The sequence below is a fragment of the Commensalibacter sp. M0268 genome (genome assembly GCF_016101925.1).
GTDB lineage: Bacteria > Pseudomonadota > Alphaproteobacteria > Acetobacterales > Acetobacteraceae > Commensalibacter > Commensalibacter melissae.
The window spans coordinates 299,265-311,954 of the sequence record NZ_JACFPQ010000003.1 but is presented as its reverse complement, the minus strand read 5'-3'; the positions used below and the strand labels follow the sequence as shown (position 1 = coordinate 311,954).

The 12,690-nt window shown below is 39.4% G+C and carries 11 protein-coding genes; 4 read left to right on the top strand and 7 right to left on the bottom strand.

What is annotated here, in order from left to right:
- Window positions 1-7: 7 nt before the first annotated feature.
- Window positions 8-568 carry a TIGR00730 family Rossman fold protein gene (locus H3R28_RS06960; protein ID WP_122124083.1) on the top strand — a complete coding sequence of 187 codons (561 nt, stop codon included), beginning with the start codon at window positions 8-10 and terminating at the stop codon, window positions 566-568.
- Between the two features lie 64 nt (window positions 569-632).
- On the opposite strand, the gene H3R28_RS06955 is transcribed toward H3R28_RS06960, so the two are convergent.
- The 7 genes from H3R28_RS06955 to hpnA all read right to left on the bottom strand — a co-directional run bounded on the left by H3R28_RS06955 (window position 633) and on the right by hpnA (window position 8,835).
- Window positions 633-1,286 (bottom strand): hypothetical protein, encoded by a 654-nt coding sequence (locus H3R28_RS06955; RefSeq protein WP_155569656.1) that lies wholly within the window; start codon window positions 1,284-1,286, stop codon window positions 633-635.
- On the bottom strand, window positions 1,286-3,250 hold the full coding sequence (gene shc / locus H3R28_RS06950; protein ID WP_155569657.1) for a squalene--hopene cyclase: 1,965 nt from the start codon (window positions 3,248-3,250) through the stop codon (window positions 1,286-1,288). Before shc ends, H3R28_RS06955 begins: the two co-directional genes overlap by 1 nt.
- Window positions 3,251-3,340: 90 nt before the next feature.
- Window positions 3,341-4,630, bottom strand: coding sequence for a hydroxysqualene dehydroxylase HpnE (gene hpnE, locus H3R28_RS06945; RefSeq protein WP_198210412.1), 1,290 nt, complete (start codon window positions 4,628-4,630; stop codon window positions 3,341-3,343).
- Window positions 4,631-4,641: 11 nt separating this feature from the next.
- Entirely contained in the window at window positions 4,642-5,517 is an 876-nt protein-coding gene (gene hpnD, locus H3R28_RS06940; RefSeq protein WP_198210405.1) for a presqualene diphosphate synthase HpnD, read from the bottom strand.
- A gap of 128 nt (window positions 5,518-5,645) precedes the next feature.
- Complete coding sequence (locus H3R28_RS06935; protein WP_198193523.1) at window positions 5,646-6,533, bottom strand: squalene/phytoene synthase family protein; 888 nt, start codon at window positions 6,531-6,533, stop codon at window positions 5,646-5,648.
- Window positions 6,534-6,536: 3 nt separating this feature from the next.
- Window positions 6,537-7,793 carry a glycosyltransferase gene (locus tag H3R28_RS06930; RefSeq protein WP_232351256.1) on the bottom strand — a complete coding sequence of 419 codons (1,257 nt, stop codon included), beginning with the start codon at window positions 7,791-7,793 and terminating at the stop codon, window positions 6,537-6,539.
- 49 nt (window positions 7,794-7,842) lie between these two features.
- Window positions 7,843-8,835, bottom strand: coding sequence for a hopanoid-associated sugar epimerase (hpnA, locus tag H3R28_RS06925; RefSeq protein WP_198210399.1), 993 nt, complete (start codon window positions 8,833-8,835; stop codon window positions 7,843-7,845).
- A gap of 156 nt (window positions 8,836-8,991) precedes the next feature.
- Between hpnA and H3R28_RS06920 the strand changes: the two genes are divergently transcribed.
- The 3 genes from H3R28_RS06920 (at window position 8,992) to H3R28_RS06910 (ending at window position 12,690) form a co-directional block, all read left to right on the top strand.
- Complete coding sequence (locus H3R28_RS06920) at window positions 8,992-10,059, top strand: flippase-like domain-containing protein (RefSeq protein ID WP_198210398.1); 1,068 nt, start codon at window positions 8,992-8,994, stop codon at window positions 10,057-10,059.
- A gap of 23 nt (window positions 10,060-10,082) precedes the next feature.
- Entirely contained in the window at window positions 10,083-10,985 is a 903-nt protein-coding gene (locus H3R28_RS06915; protein ID WP_155566012.1) for a prephenate dehydrogenase/arogenate dehydrogenase family protein, read from the top strand.
- An 85-nt stretch (window positions 10,986-11,070) separates the two neighbouring features.
- A complete protein-coding gene (locus tag H3R28_RS06910) occupies window positions 11,071-12,690 on the top strand; it encodes an ATP-binding protein (RefSeq protein ID WP_198210390.1) in 1,620 nt (539 codons plus the stop codon).

The window sequence follows — 12,690 nt, the reverse complement described above, 5'->3', positions numbered from 1 at the left end:
AAATTTCATGACTCATTACAATTACTCAATTACCGTTTTCTGCGGTTCAAAATGCGGAAACAAATCCATCTACATTCAGGCGGCAAAAGAATTGGCAAGCCATTTTGTTCACAATCAATTACGACTTGTCTTTGGCGGTGGCAGTGTGGGTTTGATGGGAATAATATCAAATACCATGATTGACCTTGGTGGATCCGTCAAAGGTATTATCCCGCAATTCCTTATCAAAAAAGAGGGGCAACATTCTCGTGTAAATGATTTAACCGTTACCGAAGATATGCATTCCAGAAAAAAGATTCTTTATGACGAAGGAGATGCCTATCTGATTATGCCTGGAAGTATCGGGACTTTTGACGAATTCTTTGAAATACTTACTTGGCGCTATCTAAAGCTCCATAATAAACCGATCATCATTGTAAATGTCGATAATTGGGCTAGGGGCATTCATGATCAATTAAACAATACCATCGAACAGGGATTTGCAGATAAGTCCCTGTTGAAACTCTTTGAAGTTGTTCCTGATGTACCTTCAGCGATAGAATCTTTGAAAAAACAGATGAAATTCTAGAAAATAAATATTCCTGTTACCATAAAATTCTGTAACAGGGATTTCACATATTATACAATATTTTCTAATGAAAATTGGCAAGATACCGTTTTAAATGCCAGTATGCTCGAGCCATATCCATACCCACGCCAAACAAATCCTTAATCTGGAATGGACAGGTTAACAGACTTCCGGCAATCCTGGAAAAATTCAACTTACCATCCTGTGTCAAGACTGAAGAAACAAGAGGTGGAAGATTCCGACTTGCCGTATCGCATACAACACGTAAAACAGCAAACGGAATATGTTTCTCCTGAGCAAACTGCGCAACCAGACCACTTTCCATATCAACTGCCAAACAGGCCGAATCTTTAAAAAGCCTTTCTTTTTTTTGGGCAGAGGTCACAATTTCATTGCTATGCAATAAACTTCCGAGCTTGACTTCTGATTTTTCCGCCCCCAACCAAGTCCTTAATTCGGCATCCGCATGATATTCCCTATTCTCGGCAACTACACTATGCGACAATAATATTGTACCTGCCTTAATAACGGGATCCAAACCGGCAGCAAATCCAAAAGATACGATTGAATCAATTTTTTCCACCGACAATCGCTCAAGGGCCTTTTTTGCACCCAGATAGGTAGCCCCGCTCGTTTCAACAGCAGCGGGAGCTAAAGTTGAGGCTAATCTTGCCTCAAAATCCATTCCAACCAAAATACCAAGGCGGTTGTATATCATTAAAACCCAACCTCGACTTTTCCACTGTTACTCGCTTGAAGATTGCGAAAACGTGATAAGGCCAATAAAGGAAAAAACTGTTTATATCCATGATAACGAAGATAAAACACTTTTGGAAACCCCACGGCATTATAAGGATTTTCTTCCCAGTGACCATTTTCTTTCTGGGCGCTCATCAGCCAGGCCATCCCTTTTTGCACCGCTGGGTGTTTGACTTGTCCCGCTGCCATTAATCCGAGTAATGCCCAGGCAGTCTGAGAAGGCATGCCTTGATTATAAACGCCTTTTGGCGCATCCTCATAGGAGGCTTCATCTTCACCCCATCCTCCCTCTGGTCTCTGTACATAAAGTAACCATTTAACCGCACGTTTTATCATTGGATCTTCATGAGAAATTCCAGCTGCATTTAAGGCGCATAAAACTGACCATGTTCCATAAATATAATTCGTTCCCCAACGCCCGAACCAGCAACCTGCATCTTCCTGTTCAGAACGTAAATATTGAATTGCCTTATCGATTACCGCTTTATCTTCGGGATAATTAAGCTGTGCCAGGAAAGAAACACAACGCGCCGTTACATCAGCCGTAGGAGGATCCAGCAACGCGCCATGATCGGCAAAAGGGATATGATTCAGGATCATTTTATTATTGTCGATATCAAAGGCCCCCCAACCACCATTCGAGCTCTGCATGCCAATTATCCACTGACGGGCACGTTCAATTGATTCGGCATGTTCCGGATTACAATCACGATGTAGCAACATACCGACAACAGCCGTATCATCAACATCTGGATAATAATCATTTCTATATTGAAATGCCCATCCTCCAGGAGCTGTTTCGGGAGAGTTAATAATCCAGTCTCCCTTTACATCCAAAATCTGGCGATCTTTCAGCCATTTCAAACTTTTCGCCAATTTTTGTGAGGTTACCTCTCGATCCACTGCTCGATTATGACTTATGGTTTCAATTACGGCATGGCCAGTCAAGGCAGTATCCCAAATAGGTGAAACACAAGGTTGACAATAGGCTTCTGTATCCGTCTCAATCAATAATTTTTTCACAGAACGCCAGGCAATCGCAGCGCGTGGATCATCATCGGCAATTCCCAACGCATGATATGCCATCACAGAATTTGCCATGGCTGGATAAATTGCTCCCAGCCCGTCTTCCCCATTCAATCGTGCATCAACGAATTCCAATGCTTTCTGAATGGATTTTTTTCGTAAAACAGATGGAATATATTTTTCAGCAGGTCTTACAACTTTATCCAGTCCTTTAAAGACATGTCCCCAATAAGACCGGAACGGACCCTTAATCCAATCGCTGACCTGATCAGGCGGAGTTACAAACAATTCCTGAATATGAATATTACGAGGGTTAATCGCCTTGGGTTTCAAAGCGGCCAGAATCAATAAAGGAACAACAACTGTTCTGGACCAATATGACATATTCCAAATGGAAAACAATGCTTTCTTGGGCATCAGCATCAATTCAATCGGCATTGCAGGAGTGGCATGCCATGGAACCTCACCAAACAACGCCATTTGAATACGTGTGAAAACATTGGTTCTTTCCGCACCGCCATGCGCAAGAATGGCCTCTCTGGCACGTTTCATATGGGGTGCATCAATATCATCCCCAATAGCCTTTAAAGCAAAATAAGCCTTTACGGAAGCCGAAAGATCAAATTTTCCTTGATAATAAAGAGGCCATCCACCATGATCCCCTTGGATACGGCGCAAGTAAACGCCAATTTTATTTTCCAAATCCCGGTCTATACGATTCAGAAAATGTTCCAACAATACATATTCAGCAGGGATAGTTGCATCCGCCTCCAGTTCAAATACCCAATGTCCATCTTCATTCTGATGTTCAGTTAATACATGCTGTGCTCGAGAAATTGCTGCGTCCAAATCGTCATTATCTATTCCCTTTCCCAAATCACCAGTATGATCTAGCATAATTGAATATTTCCTTATTTTATTATAAATAAACCATTACTATTTGAATTTTGATAAAAAATCTAACCTTAATTATCCCGAGTTTATAAGCTATAAAATAGCCTGAGCCGCCTTATATCCCGAACGGATAGCCCCCTCAATTGTTGAAGGAAGACCTGTAGCGGTCCAGTCTCCTGCCAAAAACAGGTTTGGACATATCGTATAACAGGAAGGACGACGTTTATTTTGTTCTATCGTTGCAGCAAAACTGGCCCTTTTTTCCCACAACAGACGATAGGACGGTACGTATTCAGGCAAAAGGGAAAAAAGGAAAGGTTCAAGGGTTTTCCTGATTTCCTGCCAAATTAATTTTGATAAATTTTCAGGATCGGACCCCGTAAAACGATTGGCGGCACTTACAGTTACCGAAATCACCCCGTCTTTAACAAAAATCCATTCACTAATTCCACCAATAACACCGATGAACCTTGCCTTTTCGACACTCCCCTTCATTTGCAAGGCAAAATCAACTTTATAATGAAGATTCAATATACTTTCAAATTCATCTGGCAAGGGAATGTCAGGTAAAATTGGAGATAAAACCTGTCTTGCCGTATAAGGATTAACCGCAAGAATAACCTGGTCCTCTGAATTAAGTTCTATTTTTTCATTATTCACGATAAAATAATCAATATATCCGTCTTTCCGATGCAATTCAGAAAGACGGGATGTCGCATGAACTTTGCCCCCTTGCAATTTTATCAGAGATAAAGCCGGTTTTACAAAGGTTTCTGACAATCCCTCCCTTGGAAAATAGGGAACACAGGCCTTTCCTCCCTTTAGCAAAGACTGACGCACAACAGAACCCAGCAAAATTGCGCTACCAACCTCACAAGAAGTATTCAAAACAGAAATGGCAAACGGTTTCAGAAGACGACGGGAAAATTCACCATTTACCAAACAATCGGCAACAGTTTGACTATGATTTGCCTTAATTAAATGCCACAAAGCCATCAATTCGGGAAATTTAAAACCTGGAACCCGACGGTTTTTACTAAATAGCCACCAAGGGAATCTTCCATTTGATAAACTAACATCCCAATGTTTGTTTTCATCAAGATCAAAAAAGGGAAATAGGGGAATTCCTGAACTGGTCAGACTATTCATGGAATCTATTTTGTTCAAATAATCAAAAACGGCATCATTTCCAGAAAGAATTAAATGATTACCGTTATCGATCAAACGATCCAATTTTGAATCATAAAAAGAGCGGGCCCGCCCACCAAATGTTGGACTTCCTTCATAAAGCGCGATTTGCGCATCTATCCTTGAAGATAAAAAGACAGCGGCAGACAAGCCAGCCAGCCCCCCACCAATAATATGAATATGTTTCTTTGCCATATTATTGAACGCTATACCATCAATCCAACCATACCAACAATAACTTTTTCCCCTGTCGATAAGGATGCTCTTTTAAAAGGTTTTTTCCACCCCAATTTTTTTTGTTTACCCAATAAAAAGCGATAAGTAGCTGCCATAATTTTTGCAGGCCGAATGGCATCAACTTTACATTGCCTCATATAGTTCGCGGCAGAATGAAAATGATCCAGGGCACGATATGACATAATATTGCAAACTTCTTGAATTGAGGGATTCTCCATACATCGTTCAGGAATCAGGGAAATATGAAAACGTTCCAACAATTCTTTCGGTAAATACAAGCGCCCTCGTTCGATATCTTCCTCTAGATCGCGCAAAATATTTGTTATCTGTAGTGCCCGGCCCAAATGATAAGCGACTTTTTCAGCCGCTTCTGATGAATCCCCAAAAATCCGGATTGCCAAACGACCCACTGCCGAAGCGACCCGATCACAATACAAATCGAGATTGGCTTCATCAGGAGCAATAACAGGATTTAATACATCCATTTCCATACCATCAATAATGGCAAGAAAATCTTCTTTCCTCAATCCGAACTGTTGAATTGAGCCCAGCAACACATTCTCAACGGAACTATCAGCCTTTCCATTATACAGAAGCTCAATTTTATCGCGCCATTTCTGCAATTGTTTCTGTTTAACCTCAGGTTCACCCATATCGTCCGCAATATCGTCAACAATGCGACAAAAACTGTACAAGGCGAACATACCGTAACGACGCTCAGGAGATAACATTTTCATGCCTGCGGCAAAAGATGTCTTGGCATGACGAACGATTGCCTCGACAAAGATCAAATCAAGCTCGCCACATCCCATTATCTGTGCAGTTTCAGCTAGCGGCTTTTGCATAATTTGATCGGACCTTTCCATAGTTAAAAATAAATTAAGACAGTTTTAAGCAAGAAAACAAAAATTAGCAAATTAAATAATAGGATAATCTATTACCCTATATCAATAATTTATCTTTTTCAGGACTATTATCTTAAAATATGTGGACAAGCATATAGAACAGCCTTGATCGCATCCTTATAATTCAGTTTCACTCTTGTTGCCAATGGATCCTCTTTTCTCAAATGCTCAGTCAAGGAACATGCAAGCGTAAGAATTACAGAACTCTCCATTCTTAACCGTCGATTGGACGTCAATCGTATTAATTGTTCGGCTTCCCTGTTTAAATCATCAATATAGTCAAGAATATAATCAAATACATTCCTTAATCCGCTTATTGTTCCCTCGTCTTTAACCGCCTGCACATCAACATTTTCTGCACGCAGCATATCCAACGGGATATAACAGCGATCAAGACGAATGAGGTCAGCCCTACAATCCTGCAAATGATTAAGAATTTGTAAAGAGGTGCATAACGCATCTGCAGCTGGCCTTGTATCAGCATTTTCCTTATGAAGATCAAGTAGATAATGACCAACAGGATTGGCAGAATATCGACAATATTCGAGAAGCTCGGCAAAAGTTTCATACCTATTTTTTACTGCATCCTGACGAAATGCAATCAATAAATCCGTTGCAGTGTCAAAAGATACACCCGTTTCCAACAAACTGTTACGTAAATATCTTGCAGACTGGACATCAGCCCGATCGGGTGCCGGCACATCATCACATAAAACAGCCTGCATTCCATTCAATCGTTTAACTTTTTCTTCCGAACTTAACATTTCGGAATCAGCGATATCATCAATAACCCTTGCGAAATTATAATATGCCTGTACATGAGGTCTCAATTTACGGCTAATCAATAAAGATCCTACTGGAAAATTCTCATCTTTTGCCCCCTTGCCAGAAGAAACATCTTCATTCCCCCAAATTGAAAAATCATACAGATCACAATGATTATTCACTGAACGCATAAATTAATCCTTCTGTTTTGCATTTTTGTGCCCATTCCGTACTGAAACCAGATCTCCTAAACCCATACCGGTTTCCTGTTCATGAGCTGTACCGGAATTGTCTGTATAAGCCCTGCCTTTCCAGACCATTCCCTTCCCCCGGTAATAATTAATTGCTGAACCAATTGTCGCAAACAAATAGAACAAAGCAATAAATGGTAAAACCAAAATCCATAAATAGGAAATTTGAAAACGAGATAAGGTCGGAACAAATGACAAAATTGACATCATATAGGTGATAAATGCCAGTTGCTGCACACGCCCCTGGGAAAAAATAACCTGTATAAAAGGCGTGAACCAAATCAGCGTCATCAAGATAATGGTTACCATTAACCAAACCAATGAATAATTCAACTGAACATAAGCAGAACGTGCAATCATGTTCCAAATGGATTCAACAGATTCATAAGGCCTTAATGAAACAGCTTGAGAACTATGTCCCAGATAAATTTTTCCGCAATTTCTTTTAACCAAAGACGCCAAGGTTACATCATCAATCAATGCATCTTTCAACGCTGCAATACCACCAATCCGATCCAAGGCCTCTTTTCGAATCAAAACTGTTCCGCCTGCCCCTGCCGCAACAGTGCTCGAAGCTTTATTCACCCTTGAAAAGGGATAAAGCATACAAAAGAAAAAAATAAAGGCAGGAATCAAGGCTTTTTCAAAAAAACTTTCACAACGAAGCTTTACCATTTCGGATACTAAATTCAAATTATCTCGTAAAGCCTTATTTACCAAAGAGGAAAGATGAGTCGGTTCATGAAAAATATCGGCATCAGTAAAAAAGAAAAAAGAATTTTTCATTGACCTCTGTTGGGTAACTTTTGTTATTCCTTGTGACAAGGCCCACAATTTACCACTCCATCCATTGGGACGAAAAGATGCATCAACAATTTGTAGTTTTTCACGTTGATCTTCCGACAAGGTCTCCCTCAGTTTCCTGACCAGTGTTCCGGTTCCATCAGTACTTCCATCATTAACCAATGTAACATCATACCGTCCAGCATAATCCTGATTTAACAAGGATAAAATGACGTTCTCGATTGTTTCCGCCTCATCACGCGCCGGGACAATAACATGCAATTCTGGCCAACAATCCTGCTTCTTTTGCTCTTCCCGGGATAGAGGATATAAAATCGGTCCCCTACTCCAAAAACGACCATGAAAAAAAATCAATCCTATCCAGATTGCAAAAGAAACACCTGCCAATACTAACATAATATTGCACCATTTATATTCATCTTAAATTTCAAGTCTTTAAATTATTTTATTGTTTAAGATATCCTTGCTTCCAAAACCATAACAGGGAATCTTTCAAGGCCTCTTTTGCAGGCCTGAATGTATAACCGAGTTCCCTTTCTGCCTTGGCAGGAGAGAAAAACATTTTTTTATAAGACATCATCAGCATTTCACGCGTAACCCGTGGCTCTATATTGAATGTACGAGCCAACCACTCTGAAATAACAGCTACCGGCCACAAAACCTTCTGATTAAGTCTTATTAAGGGAGGTTTTACACCAGCAATTTCAGCGACAATTGAAAAGAGTTCCCGTAATAACATATTTTCACCACCTAAAATATATTTTTCACCAATACGTCCTTTTTCCAAAGCCAACCGATGCCCATTGGCAACATCATCAACATGCACAATATTCAAGCCTGTATCAACATAAGCGGGCATTTTTCCAGAGGCACAGTCCAAAATCATTTTTCCCGTAGGAGTGGGTTTTATATCGCCAGGACCAATGGGGGTAGAGGGATTAACAATCACCGCCGGCAATTTTTTGTTTTTTACAAGCTCCAACACAGCCTGTTCAGCCTGATATTTGGACTGTTTATAAGCACCAATTATATGATGAACAGGTGTTGTTTCATCAGCAACACTGCCGTCCCCAACCAATCCAAGGGCTGCCACAGAAGAACAGTAAACAATTTTTTCAATGCCGGCTTCCATTGCGGCCAGCATCAGCTGACGTGTGCCTTCGACATTAATATACATCATTCTGTTAGGATCCGGTACCCATAACCGATAATCAGCTGCCACATGAAAAAGATATCGACACCCTTGCAACGCATCGGCAAAACTTGTGGGATTAGCCAGATCCCCCTCGACCAATTCAGCTTCCAATCCATGCACATTTTGACGATTACTATTCGCCCGAACCAATAATTTAAGTTGATGTCCATGGGCAATTAAATTGCGGGCTACGGCAGAACCTACAAAGCCTGTTGCTCCTGTCACAAACGTTGGCGCGACCATCTCGACCTCATTCATCATGTTTATATTTTTTAAGTTTTGCAAATCAATAACTAAGATACGTAGGAACGTGTATTGTAATTAGCTCTATTTCTAACTAGTATGCAAATAATTTAATAATATAAAATAACTTTCTAATAAAATAACATACGGTTTGTTTTGAAAAAAATCTCAATTATTTTGTTCTTTCTCGGACTTACCCTTCTCATTGGCGGAGCTGTCTGGGTTGGTATGGACAGTATTGTTCAATCTTTTTCCTCGGTGGGAATAAAAGGATTACTCATTCTTTCTTCATGGCAGGTTATTGTCATTCTTTTACTAAGTTATGCCTGGCATGTCATCTGTCCTGATATAGGCATGCTGCGCTTGATATGGGCCCGTTTCTTACGGGAATCTGCGGCAACCTGTCTACCTTTTTCACAAGTTGGCGGAATTCTTTTAAGTATCCGCGCCGTATGTTTTAAAGGTTACCGTTATATTAAAAACCCTAAAGATCTTTCAATCGCCCATGCCGTCAGCTCGAATATCGTTGATATTACCACCGAGACACTTGGACAAATTGTTTTTATCATTGTTGGCATATGCTTCCTGATAATTGGACAATATCATGAGACCTTACAAAATATTACCGTTCCCGGCACCAAACTCAATCTTAAATGGTTTATCATCATTGGAATTTTTTTTCTGTTGATAGGCAGCATTTCCCTTATTTGGTCCCAACGACAAGGAAGCGCCTTAATTAAAAAACTTGTCAATTTTCTCAGCAAAAATATTGCCCAACAATGGGAGGATCAAGTTAATGCCAATGCAGATTCCTTTCAAAATTCAATCAATCAAATCTGGTCGAATCCAAAAAATGTTCTGTTAAGCTGTATTATCCATTTAATAGGCTGGTTGGCTGGTGCAATTGGAACATGGCTTTGCTATAAATTCCTGGGAGCTTCAATCAACATTCAGGAGGCCGTTATTATCGAGGCTTTTGTATGTGTTGCCCTTTCCATCGGGTTTCTTGTTCCCGCTAGTGTTGGTATACAAGAAGGCGCATACGTTCTTTTAGGCAGTATATTTGGCATTGATCCCCATTTATCCTTCAGCCTCTCTCTCTTGCGCAGGACCAGAGATATTTTAATTGGGGTGCCAACCCTTCTATTATGGCAAATTACTGAAATTCATTATTTGAATAAATATTCAAAAAATAAAAAAGTTGTTGATCCCTCTTCTGAATAATTTCAAGTAAACAAATTAACATTATGACCAATAAAATTACATCAATTCCAATTTTTAAAAATATCACCGTCATTGGCCCAGGATTAATCGGTTCTTCAATTCTTCGACGCATTCAAAAAGATCCCACTATTTCAGAATATACGGTTGCTGTTGATAATCACCCTGAAGTTTGTCATCGCGTTAAGAAATTAAAAATCGCCAACAAAGTCAGTTCAGACCCTGTTGAGTCAGTTAAAAATGCAGATTGCGTCATCCTCGCAATACCTGTTGGTGCCATGCAAGAAGTTGCCAAACAAATTATTCCACATATGAAAAAAGGAGCCATTCTTACCGATACAGGATCCACCAAGGCTTCTGTCATCGCCGCCATTACTCCCTATCTAACTTCTGATATTTCCTTTGTTCCAGCACATCCCATGGCCGGAACAGAATTTTCCGGTCCTGATGCTGGTTTTGAATCTCTGTTTGAAAATCGTTGGTGCCTGATAACGCCCACCACCTCAACCGGAAAAGAAAGTGTTTATAAGATCGAGCGATTCTGGCAGGCCATGGGGGCGAATACGCGCATTCTTGATATAAGACATCATGATAAAATCTGCGCAATTGTAAGTCATTTGCCACATCTACTTGCCTTTACTATCTGCAATACAGCAGATAGTCTGGCCGATGAAACACGTTCCGAGGTATTGGATTATGCGGCATCCGGATTTAGGGATTTTACACGGATTGCAGCATCTGATCCAATTATGTGGAAGGATATTTTTCTCAATAACCGTGAAGCCATTCTGGAAATGCTGGCTCGCTTTACCGAAGATGCCCAGGCAATGGCAAAAGCGATTCGCTGGCAAGATGAGGACTATATTGTAAAAACAATTAAAAAAGGACGGGAAATTCGTAAATCCCTTATCAATAATAAGCAAGCATAATCATTTTATTGGTCTTATTCATTAAGATATCTTATTTTAATTTATCGGCTTTTTCCTTAGCACCCTAAAATAAGATAATCATAAAATGAACGTATTGCCATCAAAACTCCCATCGATTCAAAAACTGATGAATACATTTGAATGGAAACACACAACGCTGGGAGAACAAAAAAATTGGCCGTCCACATTACATACAACAATTTCCCTGTTAATGAATTCTTCACTTCCCATGATTCTTTTTTGGGGAGAAAAATATATCACGTTTTATAATGAAGCCTACATTCCCTTTATTGATTTTAAACATCCTGCCCTTTTAGGGCGTCCTCTACTGGAGGTTTGGCCAGAACAGAACAAGAATTTCAATAAAATCATCAAACTTGTTTATCAAGGAGAATCCTTCAGTTACACATTTCAACAGCAGCACGCCAAAAATTCACCCTATCATCCCTTACAAAAAATTACCATTACCTTTAATCCTGTTCATAATGAACATAATAAAATAAGCGGTATCCTTGGAATCATTACAAATATAACCGATCACAAAAAACCAGAAACAGAATCAATCGAGCATTTAATCGGTGGCATAGCTCATGATTTCAACACTCTGCTTGGTGGAATAATTGGAAATCTGGAATTAATGGAATTGAGAATTCAACAAAAAAAACTGGAAAAATTACCCACTTATATCAATGCTGCCCAACAAGCGGCATCCCAAGCCTCAGTCATTACAAATCAGCTTCTTTCCTTCTCAAGAAGGCAAACTCTCATTCCGCACGTTACGAACCCCAATCACATCATTCAAATTCTGACTGATGTTTTTCAAAACATACTTCATAAGAATTCAGATAAAACCATTTTTCTTGATTGTTCTTTGAGTCAAGATATTTGGCCTGTTTTTTGCGATCCAGAACAATTTAAAACCGCACTGATCAATATTTTTACAAATGCTTGTGAAGCGATACAATCCCTGACAGGAAGAATAAATATATCCAGTAAAAATTTATCTATTGACCATACTCTTGCCAATCAGCTTTCCATTAAACCTGATGACTACGTAAAAATAAGTATAAAGGATAATGGTAAAGGCATCAAGCCTGAATATATTGACCGTGTTACAGATCCCTTTTTTACAACCAAACCCTTGGGAAAAAGAGCCGGACTCGGCCTTTCAATGGCTTATGGTTTTACCAGACAGTCACGCGGATACTTAAAGCTGCATTCCAGGTATATGGAAGGCACTATTATTGATTTATATCTTCCACGATATCGACGCCCTTTGGTTGTGGAAAATTTTTTCACAAATGATACCCGGCAATTATGCTATAAAACATTAATTATTTCACAAGATTACCATCTTCGTACACTTTTAGGCGAGGCATTTGAAGATCTTGGTTATACAGCGACCATGGTTAAAACTTATCCAGAGGCGACAACATTACTAAACAATAGCTCAAATTTCGATTTTATCACTATTGATACCAGGATATTACAGCAATTCAACAATCAAAATATAATTTCAACACTTCACAACAATTATCCAGATCTACTAATTCTTTTCATTACCGGTTATGAAAAGAACTTTGTAAATTTATCTAATTTTACAGACGAGAAAAATTTTATTATTCGACAACCGATAACATATTCTCTTCTTGCCGATCAAATTGAAACAATAAAAAAAATACGGGAAAAGAAATTCCCGTATTAA

Excerpts from the sequence above, each read along its gene's own strand:
- H3R28_RS06960 (WP_122124083.1), top strand. The coding sequence starts at position 8 with ATGACTCATTACAATTACTCAATTACCGTTTTCTGCGGTTCAAAATGC.
- H3R28_RS06955 (WP_155569656.1), bottom strand. The coding sequence starts at position 1,286 with ATGATATACAACCGCCTTGGTATTTTGGTTGGAATGGATTTTGAGGCA.
- shc (WP_155569657.1), bottom strand. The coding sequence starts at position 3,250 with ATGCTAGATCATACTGGTGATTTGGGAAAGGGAATAGATAATGACGAT.
- hpnE (WP_198210412.1), bottom strand. The coding sequence starts at position 4,630 with ATGGCAAAGAAACATATTCATATTATTGGTGGGGGGCTGGCTGGCTTG.
- hpnD (WP_198210405.1), bottom strand. The coding sequence starts at position 5,517 with ATGCAAAAGCCGCTAGCTGAAACTGCACAGATAATGGGATGTGGCGAG.
- H3R28_RS06935 (WP_198193523.1), bottom strand. The coding sequence starts at position 6,533 with ATGCGTTCAGTGAATAATCATTGTGATCTGTATGATTTTTCAATTTGG.
- H3R28_RS06930 (WP_232351256.1), bottom strand. The coding sequence starts at position 7,793 with ATGTTAGTATTGGCAGGTGTTTCTTTTGCAATCTGGATAGGATTGATT.
- hpnA (WP_198210399.1), bottom strand. The coding sequence starts at position 8,835 with ATGGTCGCGCCAACGTTTGTGACAGGAGCAACAGGCTTTGTAGGTTCT.
- H3R28_RS06915 (WP_155566012.1), top strand. The coding sequence starts at position 10,083 with ATGACCAATAAAATTACATCAATTCCAATTTTTAAAAATATCACCGTC.
- H3R28_RS06910 (WP_198210390.1), top strand. The coding sequence starts at position 11,071 with ATGAACGTATTGCCATCAAAACTCCCATCGATTCAAAAACTGATGAAT.